At 67.7% G+C, this 22,099-nt stretch carries 23 protein-coding genes and 3 tRNA genes; 9 read left to right on the plus strand and 17 right to left on the minus strand.

Annotation, left to right across the window (positions count from 1 at the left end):
• Positions 1 to 73 precede the first annotated feature (73 nt).
• Complete coding sequence (gene secE, locus ACQPYH_RS39395; protein WP_134107100.1) at positions 74 to 316, minus strand: preprotein translocase subunit SecE; 243 nt, start codon at positions 314 to 316, stop codon at positions 74 to 76.
• Between the two features lie 55 nt (positions 317 to 371).
• Positions 372 to 444, minus strand: a tRNA-Trp gene (locus tag ACQPYH_RS39400).
• A gap of 269 nt (positions 445 to 713) precedes the next feature.
• On the opposite strand from ACQPYH_RS39400, the gene ACQPYH_RS39405 reads away from it, so the two are divergent.
• The 4 genes from ACQPYH_RS39405 to ACQPYH_RS39420 all read left to right on the plus strand — a co-directional run bounded on the left by ACQPYH_RS39405 (position 714) and on the right by ACQPYH_RS39420 (position 4,990).
• Entirely contained in the window at positions 714 to 1,907 is a 1,194-nt protein-coding gene (locus ACQPYH_RS39405; RefSeq protein ID WP_432882376.1) for a pyridoxal phosphate-dependent aminotransferase, read from the plus strand.
• A 45-nt stretch (positions 1,908 to 1,952) separates the two neighbouring features.
• Entirely contained in the window at positions 1,953 to 2,987 is a 1,035-nt protein-coding gene (locus tag ACQPYH_RS39410) for an adenosine deaminase (protein ID WP_432882379.1), read from the plus strand.
• Positions 2,954 to 3,556 (plus strand): histidine phosphatase family protein, encoded by a 603-nt coding sequence (locus ACQPYH_RS39415; RefSeq protein WP_432882382.1) that lies wholly within the window; start codon positions 2,954 to 2,956, stop codon positions 3,554 to 3,556. The genes ACQPYH_RS39410 and ACQPYH_RS39415 overlap by 34 nt, the downstream gene beginning before the upstream one ends.
• Positions 3,557 to 3,619: 63 nt before the next feature.
• Positions 3,620 to 4,990 (plus strand): TrpB-like pyridoxal phosphate-dependent enzyme, encoded by a 1,371-nt coding sequence (locus ACQPYH_RS39420; protein ID WP_432882385.1) that lies wholly within the window; start codon positions 3,620 to 3,622, stop codon positions 4,988 to 4,990.
• Positions 4,991 to 5,006: 16 nt separating this feature from the next.
• Here the strand turns inward: ACQPYH_RS39420 and ACQPYH_RS39425 are convergent, their stop codons facing one another.
• Positions 5,007 to 5,510, minus strand: coding sequence for a hypothetical protein (locus tag ACQPYH_RS39425; protein WP_432882388.1), 504 nt, complete (start codon positions 5,508 to 5,510; stop codon positions 5,007 to 5,009).
• Between the two features lie 278 nt (positions 5,511 to 5,788).
• Between ACQPYH_RS39425 and ACQPYH_RS39430 the strand changes: the two genes are divergently transcribed.
• The 3 genes from ACQPYH_RS39430 to ACQPYH_RS39440 are packed head-to-tail and all read left to right on the plus strand — an operon-like array spanning position 5,789 to position 8,396.
• Complete coding sequence (locus tag ACQPYH_RS39430) at positions 5,789 to 7,099, plus strand: hypothetical protein (RefSeq protein WP_432882391.1); 1,311 nt, start codon at positions 5,789 to 5,791, stop codon at positions 7,097 to 7,099.
• Positions 7,096 to 7,740, plus strand: coding sequence for a 2'-5' RNA ligase family protein (locus ACQPYH_RS39435; protein WP_432882393.1), 645 nt, complete (start codon positions 7,096 to 7,098; stop codon positions 7,738 to 7,740). The genes ACQPYH_RS39430 and ACQPYH_RS39435 overlap by 4 nt, the downstream gene beginning before the upstream one ends.
• Positions 7,737 to 8,396 (plus strand): hypothetical protein, encoded by a 660-nt coding sequence (locus tag ACQPYH_RS39440; protein ID WP_432882396.1) that lies wholly within the window; start codon positions 7,737 to 7,739, stop codon positions 8,394 to 8,396. Before ACQPYH_RS39435 ends, ACQPYH_RS39440 begins: the two co-directional genes overlap by 4 nt.
• Here the strand turns inward: ACQPYH_RS39440 and ACQPYH_RS39445 are convergent.
• The 10 genes from ACQPYH_RS39445 to ACQPYH_RS39490 form a co-directional block, all read right to left on the minus strand.
• Positions 8,390 to 10,609, minus strand: coding sequence for an FAD-dependent oxidoreductase (locus tag ACQPYH_RS39445; protein ID WP_432882398.1), 2,220 nt, complete (start codon positions 10,607 to 10,609; stop codon positions 8,390 to 8,392). The two genes, ACQPYH_RS39440 and ACQPYH_RS39445, sit on opposite strands and share 7 nt — an antisense overlap.
• A gap of 11 nt (positions 10,610 to 10,620) precedes the next feature.
• Positions 10,621 to 11,541, minus strand: a complete 921-nt coding sequence (locus ACQPYH_RS39450; protein WP_432882401.1) for a MurR/RpiR family transcriptional regulator — start codon at positions 11,539 to 11,541, stop codon at positions 10,621 to 10,623.
• Between the two features lie 10 nt (positions 11,542 to 11,551).
• Entirely contained in the window at positions 11,552 to 12,928 is a 1,377-nt protein-coding gene (locus tag ACQPYH_RS39455) for a hypothetical protein (protein WP_432882403.1), read from the minus strand.
• The gene (locus ACQPYH_RS39460; protein ID WP_432882406.1) at positions 12,925 to 13,740 is read right to left on the minus strand and encodes a carbohydrate ABC transporter permease; all 816 of its coding nucleotides are present in this window, start codon (positions 13,738 to 13,740) and stop codon (positions 12,925 to 12,927) included. The genes ACQPYH_RS39455 and ACQPYH_RS39460 overlap by 4 nt, the downstream gene beginning before the upstream one ends.
• The gene (locus tag ACQPYH_RS39465; RefSeq protein WP_130441597.1) at positions 13,733 to 14,662 is read right to left on the minus strand and encodes a carbohydrate ABC transporter permease; all 930 of its coding nucleotides are present in this window, start codon (positions 14,660 to 14,662) and stop codon (positions 13,733 to 13,735) included. Before ACQPYH_RS39465 ends, ACQPYH_RS39460 begins: the two co-directional genes overlap by 8 nt.
• The gene (locus ACQPYH_RS39470; protein ID WP_432882410.1) at positions 14,662 to 15,921 is read right to left on the minus strand and encodes an ABC transporter substrate-binding protein; all 1,260 of its coding nucleotides are present in this window, start codon (positions 15,919 to 15,921) and stop codon (positions 14,662 to 14,664) included. The genes ACQPYH_RS39465 and ACQPYH_RS39470 overlap by 1 nt, the downstream gene beginning before the upstream one ends.
• 212 nt (positions 15,922 to 16,133) lie before the next feature.
• Positions 16,134 to 16,988, minus strand: coding sequence for a type IV toxin-antitoxin system AbiEi family antitoxin domain-containing protein (locus ACQPYH_RS39475; protein ID WP_432882412.1), 855 nt, complete (start codon positions 16,986 to 16,988; stop codon positions 16,134 to 16,136).
• A gap of 150 nt (positions 16,989 to 17,138) precedes the next feature.
• Complete coding sequence (locus ACQPYH_RS39480; protein ID WP_432882414.1) at positions 17,139 to 18,164, minus strand: UDP-N-acetylmuramate dehydrogenase; 1,026 nt, start codon at positions 18,162 to 18,164, stop codon at positions 17,139 to 17,141.
• Positions 18,161 to 18,565: a MaoC/PaaZ C-terminal domain-containing protein gene (locus ACQPYH_RS39485; RefSeq protein WP_432894599.1), complete on the minus strand. Its 405-nt coding sequence runs from the start codon at positions 18,563 to 18,565 to the stop codon at positions 18,161 to 18,163. Before ACQPYH_RS39485 ends, ACQPYH_RS39480 begins: the two co-directional genes overlap by 4 nt.
• A complete protein-coding gene (locus ACQPYH_RS39490; RefSeq protein ID WP_130441605.1) occupies positions 18,559 to 18,981 on the minus strand; it encodes an FAS1-like dehydratase domain-containing protein in 423 nt (140 codons plus the stop codon). Before ACQPYH_RS39490 ends, ACQPYH_RS39485 begins: the two co-directional genes overlap by 7 nt.
• Positions 18,982 to 19,048: 67 nt before the next feature.
• Here ACQPYH_RS39490 and ACQPYH_RS39495 point away from each other — a divergent pair, with 67 nt between their 5' ends.
• Positions 19,049 to 19,798 (plus strand): hypothetical protein, encoded by a 750-nt coding sequence (locus tag ACQPYH_RS39495; protein WP_432882417.1) that lies wholly within the window; start codon positions 19,049 to 19,051, stop codon positions 19,796 to 19,798.
• Positions 19,799 to 19,856: 58 nt separating this feature from the next.
• On the opposite strand, the gene rpmG is transcribed toward ACQPYH_RS39495, so the two are convergent.
• From rpmG to ACQPYH_RS39515, 4 genes are all read right to left on the minus strand, one after another.
• The gene (gene rpmG, locus ACQPYH_RS39500) at positions 19,857 to 20,024 is read right to left on the minus strand and encodes a 50S ribosomal protein L33 (protein ID WP_130384703.1); all 168 of its coding nucleotides are present in this window, start codon (positions 20,022 to 20,024) and stop codon (positions 19,857 to 19,859) included.
• 66 nt (positions 20,025 to 20,090) lie between these two features.
• Positions 20,091 to 20,167 (minus strand) — tRNA-Met (locus ACQPYH_RS39505).
• Between the two features lie 44 nt (positions 20,168 to 20,211).
• Positions 20,212 to 20,284, minus strand: a tRNA-Thr gene (locus ACQPYH_RS39510).
• Between the two features lie 122 nt (positions 20,285 to 20,406).
• A complete protein-coding gene (locus ACQPYH_RS39515; RefSeq protein WP_432882421.1) occupies positions 20,407 to 21,348 on the minus strand; it encodes an NAD-dependent epimerase/dehydratase family protein in 942 nt (313 codons plus the stop codon).
• A gap of 126 nt (positions 21,349 to 21,474) precedes the next feature.
• Between ACQPYH_RS39515 and ACQPYH_RS39520 the strand changes: the two genes are divergently transcribed.
• Positions 21,475 to 22,098: a DUF899 family protein gene (locus ACQPYH_RS39520; RefSeq protein ID WP_432882424.1), complete on the plus strand. Its 624-nt coding sequence runs from the start codon at positions 21,475 to 21,477 to the stop codon at positions 22,096 to 22,098.
• Position 22,099: the final 1 nt, after the last annotated feature.

The raw sequence follows: 22,099 nt of genomic DNA on the forward strand, positions 1-22,099 counted from the left end.
TCATCTGGATCGGGGTCTGTCTGCTTCGGGTCGGGCCGGGGCCCTGGGCCTACGGTGGGTCGTTCGGCGAACCTCAGCCGAAGATCTTGAACATCGCCCAGCCGAAGGCGAGGTCGAGGACCGAGACGATCGCGATGACGAACACCACGAAGGTCAGCACGACCACGAAGTAGGTGGAGAGCTGCTTGCGGGTCGGCCAGACGACCTTGCGGAGCTCGGCGACCACCTCGCGGTAGAAGCGCACCAGTCCACGGCGCTGCTTGCCTTCCGCAGGCTTGCCGGCGCCGGACGGTGCCGGGGTGCGCGTCTCCGTCACGACCTACCTCTTTCGCTAGCGGCGGCCTGACCGGCCCTGCGCCGGTCAGGATTTGCAGGGCACGAGGGACTTGAACCCCCAACCTTCGGTTTTGGAGACCGATGCTCTGCCAGTTGAGCTAGTGCCCTCTGCAATCCATCCGGACGCCGCGTCGGACCTGATCTCAGGCATGCCGGATCAGGGCCACCAACGCCCGGACTAGAAGAGTGTACGGGGTCTGAGCCACCTGGTCGAACTGAGGCCCTAGCCCGTACGACCCCCTGCCGGGCGCCGCACCGCGGTCAGAACCATACAGCCTCCAACCGTTCCCAACGGACCGCACCCCTGGCGTGTTCCCGGCGACCGTCCCGTGAAACCGGAGAGCACCGCCGGACGGCCTGGTGCCAGGATGGAGGCCATGGGTTCCAGGATCTCGGCGCGGATCGGCGCCATCAGTGAATCGGCGACGCTGGCGGTCGACGCCAAGGCGAAGGCACTCAAGGCGGCCGGACGGCCGGTCATCGGGTTCGGCGCGGGTGAGCCGGACTTCCCGACGCCGGACTACATCGTGGAAGCAGCGGTCGCGGCGGCGCGGGATCCGAAGAACCACCGGTACAGCCCGGCCGGCGGCCTGCCGGAGCTGAAGCAGGCGATCGCGGTCAAGACCAAGCGGGACTCCGGCTACGAGATCGAGCCGGCCCAGGTCCTGGTCACGAACGGCGGCAAGCACGCGGTGTACAACGCGTTCGCGACGCTGCTCGACCCGGGCGACGAGGTGCTGCTGCCGGCGCCGTACTGGACGACGTACCCGGAGACCATCCGGCTGGCGGGCGGTGTGCCGGTCGAGGTCTTCGCGGACGAGTCGCAGAACTACTCCGTCACGGTCGAGCAGCTCGAGGCGGCCCGGACCTCGCGGACCAAGGTGCTGCTGATCTGCTCGCCGTCGAACCCGACCGGTGCCGTCGACAGCCCGGAGACGATCGAGGCGATCGGCCGCTGGGCGCTCGAGCACGAACTGTGGGTGATCACCGACGAGATCTACGAGCACCTGACGTACGGCGATGCCCGGTCGACCTCGATCCCGGTCGTCGTACCCGAGCTGGCCGACAAGACCGTCGTACTGAACGGTGTCGCCAAGACGTACGCGATGACCGGCTGGCGGGTCGGCTGGATGATCGGCCCGAAGGACGTGATCAAGGCCGCGACCAACCTGCAGTCGCACCAGACCTCGAACGTCTGCAACGTCGCCCAGCGGGCCGCGCTCGCCGCGGTCTCCGGCGACCTGAGTGCGGTCGACGAGATGAAGAAGGCGTTCGATCGCCGTCGGCGGACCATGGTCCGGATGCTCAACGAGATCCCCGGCGTCGAGTGCCCGGAGCCGACCGGCGCGTTCTACGCGTACCCGTCGGTCAAGGGTGTGCTCGGCAAGGAGATCAACGGACGGACGGCGTCCACCTCGGCGGAGCTGGCCGACCTGATCCTGGACGAGGTCGAGGTGGCGGTCGTGCCGGGTGAGGCGTTCGGTGCGCCGGGGTACCTGCGGCTGTCCTACGCGCTCGGCGACGACGACCTGGCCGAGGGGCTGAGCCGGATCGCCAAGCTGCTGGGTTGACACCTGGATTTCGTCCGGCGGGTAGGGCCTCGGTAACCTTCGGTAATGACGCAGCGGGATCTGCGGGTGCTGCCGAAAACACACCTGCATCTGCACTTCTCCGGGTCGATGCGGCATCTGACGCTGGTCGAGCTGGCGGACAAGCACGGGGTCCGGCTGCCGGACGCACTGCGGACGGACTGGCCGCCGGAGCTGTCGGCAGCGGACGAGCGCGGCTGGTTCCGGTTCCAGCGCTTGTACGACATCGCCCGTTCGGTGCTGCGGACGGAGGACGACGTGCGGCGTCTGGTCCGGGAGGCGGCCGAGGACGACCGCGCCGACGGGTCACGCTGGCTGGAGATCCAGGTCGACCCGTCCGGGTACGCGAACCGGTTCCACGGGATCACGGAGTTCACGGACCTGGTGCTCGACGCCGCGCGCGATGCGTCGCAGTCGACAGGCATCTCGGTCCAGGTGATCATCGCCGCGAACCGGACCCGTCATCCGCTCGATGCACGGACGCTGGCGCGGTTGGCATCGCAGTACGTCGGCCGCGGGGTGGTCGGGTTCGGCCTGTCCAACGACGAGCGCCGCGGCACGACGTCCGAGTTCGCCCCGGCCTTCCGCATCGCCCGCCACGCGGGGCTCCTCGCAGCACCCCATGGCGGCGAGCTCTGCGGTCCGGCGACGGTACGCACCTGCCTCGACGAGCTGGGCGCCGGCCGCATCGGCCACGGCGTACGTTCCGTCGAAGACCCTGACGTGTTGAAGCGCGTGGTCGACGCGCAGATCGCTCTGGAGGTCTGCCCCGCCTCCAACGTCTCGCTAGGCGTCTACCGCCGCCCCGAAGACGTCCCCCTCCGCTACCTCTACGAGGCCGGCGCCCGCATCGCCCTCGGCGCCGACGACCCCCTGCTCTTCGGCTCCCGCCTGGCCGAACAGTACGAAACCGCCCGCACCGTCCACGGCTTCACCGACCCCGAGCTCGCCGACCTGGCCCGAAGCTCGGTCCTGGCCTCCACCGCCCCACCCGAAACCCAAAAATCCCTCCTAACCGAAATAGACCAATGGCTAGGAACCCCAGCAACAGTCCCAGCCTGACCGTCTACCTCGCCCGCCACGGCCAGACCGAGTGGAACGCCACCGGCCGCCGACAGGGCCGGTTGGACTCACCACTCACGGCCCTCGGCCTGCAACAAGCTGGGCAGAACGCTGAGCTGCTGTCCGGGGAGGGCATCGACGCAGTCTTCGCGAGCCCGCTCGGCAGGGCGGGAAGGACAGCTTCGATCATCGGCTCGACGCTCGGTCTGACCGTGACGGTGCTCGACGAGCTGTCCGAGATCGACCACGGACTGTGGTCGGGGCTCACGTCGGGCGAGATCGACGCGGGGTGGCCGGGGCAGCGTGGGGTTCGCGAGCGGGACAAGTTCGGGTTCCGGTTTCCCTGCGGTGAGAGTTATGCGGACGGAGATGTGCGGGCCGGCCGGGCGCTGGCTGAGGTTGCGCGGGCCGGCGTACGGCGGCCGTTGCTGGTGTCGCACGAGATGATCGGGCGGATGCTGCTGCGACAACTCGGCGTACCGGATGCGCTCGGGACGCGGCAGCCGTCCGACGTGGTCTACCGCGTGCAGACCGGTGCCACGGTCGAACGGTTGACCAGTGCAAATTAAGTGCTGGGCGAGTTCCGGTTCAGGTCGTTGCCTGGGGATTTGGGCGGGCCTAACTTTGCTGGCATGACGCCGACGAAGATCCTGCTGCCAGAAGACGAGATGCCGACACGGTGGTACAACGTGCTGCACGATCTGCCGACGCCTCCGCCGCCGGTGTTGCATCCGGGGACGGGGCAACCGATCGGGCCGGATGATCTGGCGCCGCTGTTCCCGATGGACCTGATCATGCAAGAGGTCTCACAGGAGCAGTACGTCGATATCCCGGGCGAAGTGCTCGACGTCTACCGGCTGTGGCGACCCAGCCCGCTGTACCGCGCCCATCGGCTGGAGAAGGCGCTCGATACCCCGGCACGCATCTACTACAAGTACGAAGGCGTCTCCCCGGCGGGATCACACAAGCCCAACACCGCCGTCCCACAGGCGTACTACAACGCGAAGTCCGGCGTCCGGAAGCTCACCACCGAGACCGGCGCAGGCCAGTGGGGGACGGCGTTGGCCTTCGCCTGCGCGCAGTACGACTTGGAGTGCGAGGTCTGGCAGGTGCGGGCGTCGTACGACCAGAAGCCGTACCGGCGGACGATGATGCAGGTCTTCGGCGCGACCGTGCACCCGAGCCCGTCGGATCTCACCGAGGCCGGACGGAAGATCCTTGCCGAGCACCCCGACTCCCCCGGTTCCCTCGGGATCGCGATCAGCGAAGCAGTCGAGGCCGCGGTGCAGGATCCGGAGGTGCATTACGCCCTCGGCTCGGTGCTCAACCATGTGCTGCTGCACCAGACGATCATCGGCGAGGAAGCGCTGATCCAGCTCGCGATGGTTGGCGAGACCCCCGACCTGCTCGTCGGCTGCACAGGCGGCGGGTCGAACTTCGGCGGCCTCGCCTTCCCGTTCCTGCGCGAGAAATGGGCCGGCCGGATGTCACCCGTCGTCCGCGCGGTCGAGCCCGCGGCCTGCCCGTCGCTGACCCAAGGCACATATGCGTACGACTTCGGCGACACCCTCGGCATGACACCGCTGATGAAGATGCACACGCTCGGCCACGACTTCATCCCCGACCCGATCCACGCCGGCGGCCTGCGGTACCACGGGATGAGCCCGCTGATCAGCCACCTGTACGAGTCCGGCGAGATCGAGGCCGTCGCCAAACCGCAGTCCGAGTGTTTCGCGGCAGGCGTTCAGTTCGCCCGCACCGAAGGCATCGTCCCGGCCCCCGAGCCGACGCACGCCCTCGCCGCCGCCATCGAGGAAGCCCAACGCTGCAAGGAGTCCGGCGAGGAGAAGGTCATCCTCACCGCCCTCTGCGGCCACGGCCACCTGGACCTCGCGGCGTACGACGCCTACCTCTCCAACGCGATGACCGACCGCAGCTGGGACGACGCCGAGATCCAATCAGCAGTCGCCGAAGCCCTTACCCGCCTGCCCGCCCTTGGCTAGTGTCTGACTCAGGACACTAGCGTCCGCCGCGTTTCCACCACGGCTTCGGGCGCTTGGCGACAGCGGTGAGCCAGTCCGGCGGGATGGCCCATCCGCGCGAGCTCAGCGCCTCGAAGTAGCCGGCCTTCAGGCTGTCCGGCAGCCAGTACGTCGCTCTGCGCTGCCCGGACGCCTCGAAGTACGTCGTCCGTCGGCGCTGGCTCCAGACCGTTGCCTGGCTGGAGCTGTACGCGAGCCGCACGTAGTCCCAGCGCGCCTGCTCGTCGTCCATATCGAACTCGCGCTCGGGCACACGTGCCGTGCCGCGGGGTTCCTGATCGATCTCGTCGATCAGTTTCTGTACGACAGCGCGGTCGTCGGTCATCTCTTCCGGCAACCGCAGCCCGACCGGATCCAGCACGACCGCACCCAACCGCGGCCGAGCCACCTCCAGAAACACCTCGAGCAGCGCGAACCCTTCCTCGGCCCGCCCGAACAGCTCCAGCTCGGCACGCAAGGTAGTAACCGCTTCCTCGACCACCCGACAACCCTAAGGGCTGCCCACCCCGAGTGGAGGGGCTGCCCCTATCTGCCCCGGGTTGCCCCGCGATGCCCCGCCGTGCTCACGCTCAGCAAGCATGGCGGCACGGCGTCATCGCTGTTGCCACGCTGATTTACGGCCACGAAGCGGTCCACGATTGCGGCCAGAACCCTTTCCCAGCAGTGTTTTCGGGGCAGCTCGGGGCATCGTGGGGCAGATCATCCACAAGGCCCGATTTCGTGGTCGCAGAGGGTGTTCGGCGTCTTACAGTTACCGCCATGTCAGAGCCCAACGAGATGTTGCGCGGCGCGCGAGAGAGCACACCCTCGCGCCGCGCGCCGGGCGAACACATGTCCCGGGCCGAGCTCGCCGACGCGATCTGTGCCTGGCTCTGGGACACGACCGAGATCAAGTACGAGCTCGACGGCCACTACATCGCCAAGCTGGAACGCGGCGCCGTCCGCTGGCCCGGCGCCGCCTACCGCTCCGGTCTGCGTCATGTCCTCGATGTTGCCGCCGACAACGAACTCGGGTTCTTCCCGCCGTCCGGCATCGCCGTCACCGAGCCGGAGCCGACACCGCCGTCGATGGTCGGCCACGACGACGACCTGGTCCACGCGAGTGACGAGTCCATCGCCCTGCTGTCGTTCGCCGAAGAGTCCAACGTCGGCGAGCTCACCGTCGAGCAGCTGCAGGCCGACATCGAGCGCATCGCACAGTCCTACCTCCGTACGCCGACCAGACCGCTGTTCGCCAAGAGCCGCGCGATCCGCGACCGTGCCTTCGCGCTACTCGCCGGCAACCAATCCCCACGCCAGTCCCGCGACCTGTACTCGGCAGCCGGCTGGGCGATCACCATGCTCGCCTGGATGTCCGTCGACCTCGGCCGCCCCGACATCGCCGAGAGCCACACCCGCACGGCCTGGGCCTGCGCCGAGGCCGCGGACCACGACGTACTGCGGGGCTGGATCCGCGCCACCCAACACACCGCCGCCTTCTGGCAGGAGGATTTCGCCCGCGCCGCGGCGTACGCCGAAGACGGACTGCGGTACTCCGCCGGCACCTCACGACTGTTCCTCGCCAGCGCGGCGTCGGTCGACAACGCCCGCGCCGGCCAGCCCGACAAGGCCCGCGACATGCTCGACCTGGCCCAACAGCTGTCCGTGCGCCAGGCCGACTCCGAGCCGGGCGGCCTCCTGCTCTGTACGCCGGAGCGCGCCGAGGGATTGTGGGCGGATACCTATCTCGCCTTCGGCCAACCGGAGCACACGTCGAACCACGCCGATCACAGCGTCGCCCTGTTCGAGGCGGCGCCGTACGTGCTCCGGAACCCGGGATCCGAACGCATGGCCCGTTTGCAGCAGGCGAAAGCGCGGCTGCTTCTCGGCCAGCTCGACGGTGCGATCGAGGCCGTCGAGCCGGTGCTGGATCTTCAGCTGGAGTACCGCGTTCGCCCGCTGATTCATCGCCTCGCGGAGGTCGCGGCGCTCACGTCGCCGTACGCCCGCACGCCGAAGGCGCGCATGCTCCGCGCGCGCATCGCCGAGTTCACCCAGCTCCCGGCACGCAGGAAAGAGGACCAGACATGATCCAGGACGTCCGCGATCACTGGTACTGGCGCCCCAACTGGCGGCCCGGGCGATCGTTCTACACCTGGCATGTCGTCTTTCCGGAAGACTCCGTGGTCACGGAGGTCCACGCGGCGTACCAGCACCTGGTCGACTCGCTCCCCGGGATCACGCCGGTGCCGGTGCGGTGGCTGCATCTCACGGTCCAAGGAGTCGGCTTCACCGACAAGGTGCCGCGGGCGGATCTCGACCTGATCGTCGAGGCCGCGCGCCGGCGGCTCGAGCACTTCCGGCCGTTCGAGATCAAGCTCGGTCGGGCCGTCGTCGATGTCGAGAGCCTGCAGCTCCCGGTGGAGCCCGTCGACCGGATGCGCCGCCTCCGCGCCCAGCTGCGCGCCGCGATCACCGACGTATGGGGCCGCGACTCCGTGCCCGCCCTGCCGGAGCTCGATCCGCACATCTCGCTGGGCTACTGGAACCAGGTCGCCCCGGCCGAGCCGCTCGAGAAGCGCGTCAAGGCGCTGGGCGGCGGCATCGCCAGGACCGAGCTGACCGACGTCACGCTGATCGAGCTCAACCGCGACCACAGCCAGTACGAGTGGACGCCGTACGCGACCGTGCCGCTGGGCATCCACGTGTCACGCGACGGGACCGGCGGATGAACGCCACCGCAACCAGCCTGTACGCCGGGGACGCGGCCGCACGCGTCATCCGAGCCCTCCTTGACTTCCGCAGCCTGTGGACAACCCATGACCTGGTCACCACCAGTGGCATGCCGGCCCAATCCGTACGCCGAATCATCGACGCCCTCGACCAGGAAGACCTGGTCGAACGCCGAGCCCCCGGAGTAGTCACCGTCCCCAGCTGGCTGGCCCTGGTACGCCGCTGGAACGAGGACTTCCGCTTCACCCGCAACACCCACCTCACCTACTGGCGCACCAAACCCGGCACCCCGCCTCTCCTGGACCGAATCCCCTCCACCCCGATCCGCCACGCCGTCACCGGCACCACCGCAGCCCACCACTGGTCCCCAGAAACCCCCGTCGGCCGCACAGTCATCTACACCCCAGATGCCCAAGCAGCGGCCACCCTCTGGGAGCTAGTCCCAACCGAGACGAGGTACAAGTCGGTCGTGCTGGCCGAGCCCGAGTCGGACGTCGTCTACACCCGCTCCCGCAAGACGCCCACAGGCCTCCGTCTGGCCGCTCCCGCCCAGGTCGTCGCAGACCTACTCACCGGAGCCGCAACTTCCCGCACCTCGACCGCGGCCCCGTTGACCCAGTGGATGCAACAGAACGAACTCGAATGGCGCTACTGACCGTAGGCGCGGATTGAGACGACGTGGGCTCGGGGGGCTCCGTTGGTGCGGTTTGTGGTGAGCCGGAGGTGGGTGGTTCGGGTGGGGGTTTGTAGGTGGTGGTGTTGGGTGCGGTGGTGGTTGGCGATGACGGTGGCAATGGGGTGCCAGGGGGTGTCGGGGCCAGTGCGGGATTCGAGGGTGTAGTCGGAGAGGAGGGTGGGGAGGGACTCGAAGGGGGTGCGGTGATGGTGGAGGTTGATGAGGTCTTCCTGGACGTCGGCGTCGAGGATGACGACGACCTCCGAGAGTTCGACCGGCTCGGGCCAGGTGAGTTCGAGCCACGGGTTCGGGTCCCACGCGAGGTCTTCGGAGGACCAGAGGTTAGGCCCGCCGTAGGGGCGCGAGTAGCCGCCGATCACCTTCGAGGGTGCGTACGCCGCGGTCTCGCCGAGGCGGATGCACAACCCACCGCGGGGCAGGATGTGCTTCCAGGCGCGGAACTGTTCGGTCCATTGCTCATCGGGACCCGGCTCGCGATGGACGAAATGCACCGTGCCCGGAAGCGCGGTCGACGCCGTGTGGACGGAGATGTCCGGCGTCTTCCGCAGTACGACGAAGGCGTTGGCCGGGGCGGACGGGTGCCACGACAGCGGCACCTCGATCCACCGCTTCTCACCCGCGGGTACGTCGATCGTGCAGGAGCCGACGAGCGCGGCGGGCAGGTAGTTCTGCGGCTTGACCGGATCATGCAGCTCGACGGTCAACGACCCGCCGGCGGAGTCGACGAGCAGCTCGAAACCGTCCAAAGCCGGGTCAACCGGGATGACCATGCCCAGATCATCTGTCAGCGCCAGAGTGCCTGACGAAACCTCGACCACCGGGCGGGTCAGCGTCGAGGACGCCCTCACCGAAGCAGACAAAGCAAGGTTCGCAGGATCGTCATCGACCACACCAAGGACGGACGAGTCGGCGCGGGTGAGTGTGTGCTTCACCAGGTCGAAACGCGAGCGCGCCACCTCCCGGGGCGACAAACCGTTGCGCAGGGCAATGGAAGCGCCGACCCCGGCCGCCTCGCCGAGCAGCGCACATGTCGCCATCACCCGCGTCGTACCGAACGCTACGTGACTCGCGCTGATGTTGCGGCCGGCCATCCACAGGTTCCGCACGTTCCGCGAGTACAGCGACCGCAACGGGATGTGGTAGTTCCCGTCCGGATGCCAATGCTTCGACCCGTGCTCGGCCGCATAAACGCCACCAGGCGGGTGCAGGTCGATCGACCAACCCCCGAAGGCAACACGGTCCTCAAACAGAGTCTGTTCCAGAACATCCTGCTGGGTCAGAACATGATCACCCAGGAATCGCCGGTACTCGCGCTTCCCCGGCACCGACCCGATCCACTCCAGCGTCAAGTTGTCCGCATCGAACCGCCCGGAGTTCTTGATGTAGTCCCAGATCCCGTAAACCACGCCCTGCAACTCGTCCCGGATCGCCTCGTTGTCGTCGACGACGTCGAGCGAGCCGCCCCACTCGATCCACCAGAACGCGCACCCGTTCATATCGGTCCGGATCACCCGCCGATCCGGGATCGCAGTCTCGGTGACGTCCTTCGCGAACGACGGCGGCACGAACCGCACCGGCTCGCCGGCGTCCTTCGTGTAGAAGAGAATCGTGCTGCCGAGCGTGTTCGAGTCCGGTACGTCCGGCGCCCACGACTCGTCATACAGAGATCGAGGCTCCCGCCCGGTCCGATACTCGGCCCCGGCGAGCACCCCGACCAGCCCGTCACCCGAGCAGTCGACGTACGCCGGACTGACGAACCGGATCTCCTTCTCCGACCCCATCTGCCACCCGGTCACCGAGCTGATGACACCGTCGGAAGCCTGCACCGAACGCACATCAGTGTTCAGGTAGAGCGTGATCAGCGGCTCGGCGCGGACCGCCTCGAGCAGCACGAGATCCCAGTAGTACGGGTTCCCCAGCGGATTCTGGTACTGGTTCTCGACGAACAGCTCGCCCATGATCCCGGTCTCGCGGGCGAAACTCTGGACGCCGTGCGCGGTCGCCCCGCACACCCAGACCCGCACCTCGCTGGACGAGTTGCCGCCGAGCACCGGCCGGTTCTGCACCAGCGCCACGCTGCTCCCCTGCCGCGCGGCGCCGATCGCCGCGCAGATCCCGGCGAGCCCGCCGCCGACGACGGTCAGATCGGTCTGGACCTCGAGCTGCTGCATGCAGAAACCTTTCAGGTATCAGGATTGACGAAGGTGTCGGGATGGAGATCGGTGTCCGGATGTACGACGGGTTGCCCCGGCCCGTTCGGGTGGTTGGCGGTGAGGTGATCGGGCACCCGCTGCGCGACCAGCACGAACAGCAGGCCGGCCGTCAGTACGTCGCTCGCACGGCCGGCGAAGAACTCGGTCCAGTTGGCGCCGTTCGGCGTACCGGTGTCGAAGGTGACGTCGGCCAGCCGCGCGATCGGCGAGTCGACCATGCCGGTGATCGCGACCGTCAGCGCCCCCTCGTCGTGTGCCCGGCGGACGAACTCCAGCGTCGTCGGGTCGGTCCCGGAGCGGGTGACGGTCAGGGCAACGTCCCCGGAGCCGAGCAGCCCGGCACCGATCTGCGATGACTGCGGTCCGTCGAAGAACCACACCGGGATCCCGATCCGCAGCAACCGGATGTAGAGCTCCCGGGCCGGGACCGCGTCGCCCCATTCGCCATAGATATGAGTACGGCGTGCGCCGGCGATCGCGTCCGCGACCCGCGTCGCCGCGGCGAGATCGATCGCGGCGAGCGCGTTGCGCAGTGCGTTCGCCTGGGTCGACGCGAGCACGTTCAGCACCTGCTCGGGCGGATCGGCCGGACCGATCGCCATCCCGATGTCGCTCGCCCACCCGGCCTCCAGCCCGCGGCCGACCTCCATCGCCAGTGCCGCCCGTAGCGCGGGATAACCGGCGTACCCGAGGTGCGTCGACAGGCGCGTCACGGTCGCGGCCGACGTCTGGGCGACCTCGGCCAGCTTGGTGATCGACCCGCGCGCGACCTCGTCCGGGTTCGCCAGGATGTGCTCGGCGACCCGCTGCATCGCACCGTTCAGCTCGGGCAGGGCCCGCTTGACCAGCTGCAACGGGCTCGGGCTACCAGCTCTCTCCATGTCTGCCATCCAGCGATCATCACGTATAGACGAACTGGGCACTGGCCACACCGTCGGTGTCGCTCACCACCCGCACCCAGTGCGCACTGAACCCAGGCGGGAACACGTGCGTCCGAATCTGCCCCGGCTCAACTGTCAGCGTCTCCACCGCGCCGAACCGCCCATGCCCGTGGAAGTCGATCTCGACCGTCACGTTCATCGCCGAAGAGCCGAGGTTCTCCAGGTGAAGGCACTTCCCGTCGAACCCCGTCATCAGGTACGGATCCGACGGCACTCCGGCTTCCACCGGCGTCTCCCACCACGGCCCGCCCCAACCGGCCGGCTTCCCGAAGCTCCACAGATCGTCGGTCTTCCCGAACCACAACCCCGACTGCGGCTCTGCCGTCGTCGGGTTCAACCCGTGACTCGGCGACGCGTTGTCCGCGCCAGCGACCAACATCCCGCGCCACGAACAGAAGTCACCCAGCACCCACAAGTGCGTCGAGATCGGCCGCACGCCCCAGATCCGCCCGCCGTACGCCCACGGCGACAGCTCGTAGAACATCCCGTGATGGTCGAGCAGCAGCCGCTCGTGCTCGACCTCGCGGATCCGCGGCCATTCGGTCTGCCACTTGTGGTCGAAACAGTGCGACGCCTTCGGCAGCCGGTACCGCGTCCACTGCTGATCCGCCTCGGTGAACACCTCGAGGATCGCCGACGCCCGGTCCCAGCCGGTCGCGAAGATCGTCCCGCCGAATTCGTGCCGCCCGCCGATCGCGGTGAACGGATCCTCCCGCAGTACCTTCCACGCGCTCCCGTCGTACTCCGCCAGCCGGCCGCGCGACCGCTGACCGGCCCACTCGGGCTCGGCGTACTCGTTGGAACACACGACGAGCCGACCGAACGACGTGTAGCAGTCCTTGTAATGGACCTTCATCTCGCCGTCGGTGCCGAGCTCGTCGTTGAGGTCGAAGAGCTGCGTGCATTCGTACGTCGTGAGGTCGAGCTCGAGCAGCTCGCCTTCCATCGCCAGCACGTACACGTGCGTGTCGGGCTTGGTCAGGTGTCGCGCCGTACCGCAGACGCGCAACGGCTGCAGCTCCGGGATCGTGACGATCTTGTGGTGCTCGTCGATCACGTGCGGCCCGAGTACGAGCTTGGACGTCGGGAAATGCACGAACCGGTTGGTGTACGTGCCGTCGACACCGAGCGTCTCGGCGACGATCTCCATCGAGAAGTCGGCGTCGATCCGGCGAAGGCTGACGCCCGCGCCGGACGGAGCCTTGTGGGAGTTGTAGTTCTGGACGTAGAGCTTCCCGTTCCACGGCATCAGCGAACCGACACCGAGCTCGCTGCGCGGCGGACCGAAGTCGCCGATCTGGGCGAGATGCGGGAAGACACCTGAGACGTTGTTCATTTGATCCCTGTGTGAGTCATGGCGGCGATGAACCGGCGTTGCAGGACGACGAACACGATCAGCACCGGCACGATCGAGATCACCGAGGCGGCCATCGTCAGGCCGGGTGCGATCTGTCCCTGTTCGTCGACGAAATTAGTCAGGCTGAGCGGCAGCGTGTAGCGATCCGGGTTGCTGATCAGCACCAGCGGCGTCTCGTAGTCGTTCCACGACCAGACGAACGCGAGGATGCCGAGGGCACCCATCACCGGTGTTGCCAGCGGCAAGTAGATCCGGGTGAACACGCGCCACTCGTTCGCGCCGTCCATCCGGGCCGCTTCGGCGAACTCGGCCGGCTGGCTGATGAAGAACTGCCGCATCAGGAACGTGCCGAGGACGGTGAACATGCCGGGCAGGATCAACGCCCACAACGTGTCGTAGAGGCCGAGCTTCTGGAAGTAGATGAACCGCGGCACGAGCAGCAACTGCGCCGGGATGATGGCGGTCGCCAGATACAGCAGGAACAACTTGTCGCGGCCCTTGAACGACATCCGCGCGAAGGCGTAGCCGGCCATCGTCGCGGTGATCAGCTCGCCCGCGACCCGCAGGACAGCGACGAAGATCGAGCGGCCGAACGCTGGGAGGACCGAGGTCGCACCGGTCAGCACCGTGGTGAAGTTGTCCCACTGGAACGGGTTCGGGATCCACTGCATCGGGATCTTGTACGCGGCCACGTCGGGCTTCAGCGCGGTCGAGATCATCCACGCGAACGGCGCGAGGAACGCCAGCGCCAGGATCCACAACGGGATCCCCCACATCCACTTCTTACTCATTGAGGGCCCTTCCTCGCTGCGCACGCCAGGTCAACAGCGTCAGGACGAGTACGCCGACGAACGTCACCAGGCCGATCGCGGACGCATAGCCGAACCGGTAGAACTGGAAGCCTGTTTGGTACATGTAGTACGAGATCGTCGTGGTCGAATCGCCCGGACCGCCCGCGGTGATCAGCGCGATCAGGCCGAAGCCCTGCGATGCCCCGATGATCAACGTGACCAGCAGGAAGATCGTTGTCGGCAGCAACGACGGCCAGGTGATCACACGGAACTTCGCCCACGCGGACGCGCCGTCGATGTCGGCCGCTTCGTACAGCTGCCGCGGTGCGTCCTGCAGCGCGGACAGATAGATCAGCGAGCAGTACCCGACGCCGCCCCAGATCGCCATCACGATCAGCGCGGGCAACGCCCAGTGCGAGGAGGCGAACCAGCCCGGTTGGATGCCGAAGGCATCGAGGACCTGGTTGACCAGGCCGGCCTTCGGGTTCATCAGCATCAACCACGTCATGCCGATCGCTACCACGTTGACGATGTACGGAAGGAAGAAGATCGCCCGCAGTACGGCGCGTCCCGGCAGCGGGCGGTTGAGCGCGATGCCCAGGGCCAGCCCGAGTACGACGGTCAGCGGGACCGACACCACGACGTACACCAGCGTCAGGCCGATCGCGTGCCAGAAGCCGGGGTCACGGGCGATCGCGACGAAGTTGTCGATGCCGTTGAAGGTGATGCCGCCGAGACCGGACACCAGGTTCCAGTCGGTGAACGCGAGCACGACCACGCTGATCAGCGGGATCAGGGTGAACGCGATCACGCCGAGCAGGTTCGGCGCGATGAACAGGAAGCCGATCCAGCCGCGCGGTTTGATCCCGGGCGCCTTCTCGGTCCGGACCCGCGAGGCGGTGGCGACTGCGGCGGTGGCCATCAGGGCCTCCTCTCGTTACGGGCGATCGCGGCGTCGGCGAGCCGCCGTACCTCACGGATCGCGACGCCCGGGTCCTTCTCGCCCAGCCAGCACAGGTCGCGCTGCTGCTTCACGGCGAGAGTGATCTCGGGGAACCCGGTCAGCCGGGTGTCGGTCGCGAGCTTGGGATCCGCCTCGAGGACGACGCGGCGGAACGAGTCCATGTCGAAGTACTTGTCCGGCTCCTTGCCGAGCATGCCGGTGATCACCTGGTCGTCGGTGACGCCGCCGAGCGCGGGCAGCTTGCCGCCCTTGAGCATCGGCGTCGCGCCCTCGGTCAGCCAGAACTTCACGAACGCCCAGGCCGCCTCGAAGTTCGGCGACTTCGGGTTGATCATGATGAAGTTGCTGTACGAGCCGCCGTTCCAGTCCTTGCCGTCGACGGTCGGCGACGGGGCGAACGAGACCTTGAAGTCATGCGGGTACTTCTTCGCGTCGTACAGGTAGCGCAGGTTGAACGGCGCGGTCGACCAGAGATGGAACTCCTCGGTCAGGAACGAGTTCTGCTGGTACGCATCGAGGTGGCGGGCGAGCACCTCGGTCCACGGGAACGCCGTACCGTCGGCGATCATCTCGCGGCCGACCCGGAACCCTTGCTCGAAGTGCGGGTCGCCGAAGTTGCTGCGGTTGCCGTCGTACCAGTAGTTGGGTCCGAGGACGATCCGGGCGATGTCCGGGACCGTGTAGGCGCCGACGGTCTTGTCCGTGGTCAGTCGCTTCGCCGTACTGCGGAACTCGTCGATGGTCCACGCGTCCGGAAGGTCCACGCCGGCCTGCTGCCGGAGCTTCTCGTTGAACAGCACGAAGAACGGCTCGCGTGCGGTGGCGAGCGCCTTCACCTTGCCGTTGTCGATGTACGACCGCGGCTGCTCGGTGTCGAGGAACACCTTCAGGTCCGGGTCGTTGGTGACCCGGTCGGTCAGGTCCGCCGCGAGCCCGGACCCGGCCCTCAGCGCCATCGCGCCCTGCGAGTAGGTGAAGTACACGTCGATGTCGACGCCACCCTGCAGCGCGGTATCGAGCTTGAGGTTGCCGCGATCGTCGTTCACGAACCGTGTGTAGTTCACCGCGTACTGCGGAAACTTCGCCTGAAACGCCTTCACCACATCCCCCGGCCCAGACGCGGCCGGCACCCCACCCCAAACCTGCAAAGCCCCCGACTGCCCGCCGCCGCCACTCCCACACCCCGGCACCACGGCAGCCGCCAACCCCGCACCCATCCCCGCGAGAACCTCCCGCCGAGAAAATCTTTTGCGCCTCACACTCCACCTCCCGCCAACTTTCGCAAAAGATTAGCGAGACCAGCCACTCAGGGGAAGAGCATCTGTAAAACTTTTTCAGAGACCGCGAAGGCCGGCTACCGACAGGAGGTAGTGCCCGAGCAGCACCGGTCGCAGCCGTCCCGCCTCCGCAAGACCGGCTGGGCCGCGCACTACCTCCTGTCGTTAGCGACCCCGGACCGCACGCTCTCCACGACCCAGGCCGGGTCTCCGATCACCTGTTGATAGGTGAACCGGAGGACGAGCCAGCCGGCGGTGACCAGATCGTCGTACCGTCGGCAGTCCGCAGCGAAGGCCGCCGGGGAACCGTGGAACTCGTACCCTTCGGCCTCCAGCGCGACCCGCGCCGCTCGATGACCAAGGTCCACCCGAGCCCGAGTGCCACCGGATTGCACAACAACCTGGGACTCGAATCCGCCGATTCCCGCGGTGATGAGCAGGCTCCGGAGCATGGACTCCAGGAAGCTCTCCGACTGCCTAGTGGCCTCAGCTGCAACGCGAACCGCGTTCGGTCGGCCTGGCCCACGCATCGCGGCGGCCGCTGACTCGAGTTCGTCCTTGGTCAGCCGGCCGGTGGCGAGCGCAGCGTCGGCTATCGCCAGCGCCTCGCCGAAGGGCAGGATCCGGGCACAGTCGAGCACCGTTCGCAGAAGGGAGGTCAGCCGGTCGGCACGCTCTGCCCGGGAAACTCCGGCCCAGTGCAGCTCGGCCGGACGCCCGGCTCTCGGTCTCCGGTTCGCGGGAACCGTCACATGCGGCTTCTCCGGCCGCACGAGCACCGGCAGCCCCCAGGCAACCGCGGCACTCGTGTGTGAAACGACCCCGTCATACCCGATCGCAGCAAGCCGGGCCTGCCCGAGACTCGCCAACCCATAAACCCCACGGGCGAGCCGTTCAATTTCACCCCGCGCAACCGCCGCCTTCAACGCCGCTGACGTCACACCGGACAGCTGGGCGGCCGTCGCACAACCACCCAACCGATCCAGGATTTCAGCAACCGACGGCACCCATAGATCGTCCTGGATTCGGCCGGACCGGGGCCGAAGTTGTCCACAGGCTTGCTAACGACAGGAGGTAGTCACCTCAGCCAGCCGCCGCCACGCTCAACCGACCCTCGGGAGCGCCGGCCGGAGGCACTACCTCCTGTCGTTAGCCCCTCAGAGGGAGCAGTTCACCAGGACGGGTTCGTTTACCAGGGTGATGTTGAAGGAGTGTTGGACCTGGGTGCGGACGTGGGTGGCCAGCGTGAGGAGTTCTTTGGCGGTGGCTCCGCCCTGGTTGGTGAGGGCCAGGGTGTGTTTGGAGGAGACGGCGGCGGCGCCGATTGTGTAGCCCCTGGAGACGCCGGCGTGCTCGATGAGCCAGGCTGCGCTGGTTTTTACCCGGCCGTCGGGTTGCGGCCATTGGGGGGCGCCGGCGGGGACCTCGGCGGGGGTGTCGAGGATGGGGTTGGTGAAGAAGGACCCGGCGCTCCAGGTGTCGTGGTCGGCGGGGTCCAGGACCATGCCCTTGCTGCGGCGCAGGCCCAGGACGGCCTCGCGGACCTCGGCCATCGGCGCGCGGGAGCCTGGTTCTACGTCCAGGACCCGGGCCAACTCGGCGTACCCGACTTCCGCGGACAGGTCGCCCAGCGTCAGCTGGAAGGTGACCTCGAGTACGACGTATCGCGACGGGTCGGCCTTGAAGCGGGAGTTGCGGTAGCTGAACCCGCAGTCCGCCGCGAAGATCGTCTCGACCTTCCCCAGAACCCGGTCCCAAACCCGCACCGAAGCGATCGTCTCGGCGACCTCGTGACCGTAGGCTCCGACGTTCTGCACCGGTGTCGAGCCGGTCAGGCCGGGGATGCCGGACATCGACTCGAGACCGCTCCACTCCTCGGCGATCGCGCGTTGTACGACGCCGTCCCAGTCCTCGCCGGCCGCGATGTTCACCATCGCGCCGGAGCACATGTCCGCGTCGACCCGGATCCCCGCCGTCGCGATCTTGATGACAGTCCCGCGGAATCCGTCATCGCCGATGACCACGTTGCTGCCGCCCGAGAGCAGCAGCACCGGCTCGCCGGCGGCGTCCGCGTCGCGGACCGCGGTGATCAGGTCGTCCTCGGTACTGACCTCGAGGAACTTGTCGGCCGGCCCGCCGATCCGCAGCGTGGTGTAGTCGGCCAGCGACACATGCGTACTCACTGGACGCGCACGACCGCCCTGGCCCGGCCGAGTACCTTCTCCTCGCCGGCAACTGCAGTGATGTCGATCTCGGCCCGCCCGTCCACGACCTTGTCGACCTTCGCCGAGAACGTCACGTTCACGCCCTTGTCGTCATCCGGTACGACGACGGGCTTGGTGAACCGCACCCCGTACTCCAGCAGGTCGGCCGGATCGGAGATCCAGTCGGTGACGACGCGTACTGCGGACGCCATCGTGAGCATGCCGTGCGCGATCACGCCGGGCAGACCGAGCGCGCCGGCCATCCGGTCGCTCCAGTGGATCGGGTTGAAGTCGCCGCTCGCCCCGGCGTACCGGACCAGGTCCTCGCGCCGCAACGTCACAGTCAGCGGCGGGAGCTCGGTGCCTACCTCGATCACGATTCACCCCGGTTGTGCGAGATCGTCGACGTCGACGTGGCGATCGGGTCGCCGTCGACGGTGGTCAGGGCGGTCTCGTACATGATCACCTCGACGTCACCGGCCTTGCGCACGGTGGTGATGGTCGCGGTCGCGGCGATGTCGTCGCCGGCCTTGATCGGGCGGGTGTAGCTGAACTTCTGCGCACCGTGCACGATCCGGTCCAGCCGCAGGCCGAGCTCCTCGTCGTTCAGCAACTGCTCCAGCGCGCGGCTGCCGAGCATGAACGCGAACGTCGGCGGCGCGACCGCGTCATCACCGGTGTACGCCGGGTTGGGGTCGCCGATCGCGGCGGCGAACTCGCGGATCTTCTCCCGGCCGACCTGGTAGGACTCGGCGGCCGTGTAGCTCCGGCCGACCATCGTGGCGTCGATCGTCATATCCGCTAACCCTACTGGCAGACTGTTCCCCGGGTGCCGCCGCCCACGGTCCGACTGGGGAAGGTTGATGGTGACGGCAGTTGCTGGACTGGCGCAGTATGCGCCGAGGTACAAGGTGCACCTCGGTGTGCCGGAGGGTTCGGACTGGCTTCGGGTGGACCGGATTCTCGAGCCGGGCAGCCCTGAGCTCACCGAGCTGCTCAAGCGTGACGACGAGGCCAGCAACCACCGCACCGCCCACGCGAATGCGCTCAGCATGATGTCGTTCTACGCCGGCCGCGCACCGGCGACCGCGCTCCTGCTCTGGGCGCTGGAGGGCCGCGTCCTCGACATCCGCCCGGAGAACCTCTGGGTCCGCCCGCACGAGGGCCACGGGATCGCAGCCGTCGCCGTACGCTCCGCCACCTTCCTCCCCGGCGGCTTGGAGACGCTGTACGACGTCGTACTGCGCCAGCACCTGCTCCCACTGTCCGAGGAGCTGCACCAGCGGACGCGGGCCGGGCTCCGGCAGGTACACGGTGCGGTCGCGGCCGGATGTGCGATGGGCTTCTGCGCGGCGACCCGCGAGGAGACCACCGTGGAACCGGCCTATCTACTGGACCGCTGGCGGACCTTCGTGGCGAAGGCACCCGGCGGCCTCGAGCGGCTCGGCGACGTGGAGGTCGCGGCCGGGAAGCTCGTCTACCTGCGGAACACCTGCTGCCTCTACTACACGAGCGAGGTCGGCAGGGGCACGCTCTGCGGCTCCTGCTGCCTCACTCCGCGTGACGAGCGTCTCACCGCGTACGAGGGCGGCCGCCCGATCCTGACCGTGTGAGGGGACAGCAAAAGGGCCGCTTCGGCAATCCGAAGCGGCCCTCGCAAAGACGCTGAGATCAGCGGGTCTCGCGGTGATCGGTGTGGTCGTTGCACCGGTGGCAGTACTTCTTCAGCTCAAGACGGTCCGGGTCGTTACGCCGGTTCTTCTTGGTGATGTAGTTCCGCTCCTTGCAGACCGTGCACGCCAGCGTGATCTTCGGGCGAATGTCGGTTGACTTGGCCACTGCTGCCTCTTCTTGTCAGGAGTGCGCAACTGAGGTGATCGCACTCTCGAGATACTGCATCGGTGGTGGTAGCGGGGGCGGGAGTCGAACCCGCGACACCACGATTATGAGCCGTGTGCTCTAACCACCTGAGCTACCCCGCCGGGAGAGTTCGCCATCCCACCCGGAGGTGGGACGCCGTTCTCAGAGCCCCTTTACGGAATCGAACCGTAGACCTTCTCCTTACCATGGAGACGCTCTGCCGACTGAGCTAAAGGGGCGGGCCGAGGAGAGAGATTACACGGTCCGCCACCTCGATGTGAAATCGAGCCGGCCAACCCTGCAGGCCCCTCAGTCCGTCCCGGAAAGCATACCGGTTCCCCGGAGTGCTTCTGACCAATTTTCAGTCGAGTACGGCGTCGTCCGCGGAGAAGTCGTCCGACGCGTCGACCGGCGGGTTCGCCAGGTGCCACCGGACCGAAGTCAGCAGGGTCCCGGCCGGGTCCGCGGGCGTCCAGCCGAGCACCGTCCGCGCCTTCGACGAGTCGACCAGCAGGTGCTGCGCGACGGTCCCGGTGAGCAACAGATCCTCCGGCAGCAGGTCGTCCCGCACCTTCACCAGCTCCACGTCCGCAGCGTCCGCCGCCGCCAGGATCTGTTCGGCAAACAGCCGGTACGGCGCTGTGGACGGTTCGGCCAGGTTGAACGCGCCCGGGAAGTCCCCTGCGAGCGCCAAGGACACCGCGGCGGCCACGTCCCCGACGTACACGCGGCTGAAGAGGAACTGCCCCGATCCGACCGGTATCCGCTTCCGGCCCGCGCGCACACGACGCAGTACGAACTCGAATCGTGTCTGGTAGTCGTGCTCGCCGTAGACCGCGCCCAGCCTCAGCACAGTCGCCCCACGCGGCAGATACCGCTCCTCCATCTCCAGGTTCTCGTACTGCGATCCGTCGATGAATCGGCGCTCCCGCAGCGGCGACTCCTCCGTCAACGGCAGGGCATCCGTCGTACGGTCCGAGTGCACACCGTCGTACGCGCGGTAGACGTCACAGCTCGAGATCGCGATCAGCTTCACCTCCGGTCCGACCGCACCGAGCGCTGCGTCGGCGGCCGCGGCGTTCATCCCGGAGATGTCGACCAGCGCCTCCGGGTCGAACGGTTTGAGCGCCGCAGCCAGCGCCGCGCCGTCGTGGCGGTCCACATGGGCATGCTCGACCGGTGCCAGGCCGGACGGCTCGTGGTCGCCGCGGTGGACCACCAGGAGCGTGTGTCCCTCCGCGGTCAGGCGTTCCACGACAGCCCTGCCGATGAACCGGGTTCCACCCAGAATCGCGATTCTCATGCGCACAGTCCTATCGGTCCGGGCACCGGGAACCCAGACTCGTCTGCGACCGGCAGAAATTCGATGTCGAGAAGGGCCGGGCGGCTTCGTCGTAGGAGTAGGACCTAGGAGAAGGAAGGACAGCTCATGACTGCAATGCCGACAGTTGTCTCGGCTGAGGAGTGGGAGAAGGCTCGCGCGGAGCTGCTGGTCGCGGAGAAGGCGGCCACTCGCGAGCAGGACCGGCTGGCCGCTCAGCGCCGCCGGCTGCCGATGGTGGAGTTCCCGGAGTACACGTTTGCGTCGGTCGACGGGCCGGTGACGCTGCTGGAGCTGTTCGGCGACCAGCAGCAGCTCGCGCTCTACCAGTTCATGCACTCCGGCCCGGATCACTTCTGCCCCGGCTGCACGCACTTCACCAAGCACGTCAGCAACCTCGACATCCTGGCGCGGAGCGGCCTCGCCTGGGCGACCGTGTCCGACATGCCGATCGACCAGATGGCCGGCTACTGGAAGAAGATGGGCTGGGACGTCCCGTTCGCCTCATCGGCAGGTACGACGTTCTCCGCCGACTGCGGCGCCGGCGGCGGTTTCCTCCTCAACATGTTCCTGCGCGACGGCGACACCGTGTATCGGACGTACTCGACCGGCTCGCGCGGGGTCGACCGCCTGCTGTTCGTGAACCACCTCCTCGACCACGCGCCGTACGGCCGCCAGGAGGACTGGGAGGACTCCCCCGAAGGCTGGCCCCAGGACCCGACGTACGGCTAGG

The sequence above is a fragment of the Kribbella sp. CA-245084 genome (assembly GCF_050942355.1).
GTDB lineage: Bacteria > Actinomycetota > Actinomycetes > Propionibacteriales > Kribbellaceae > Kribbella.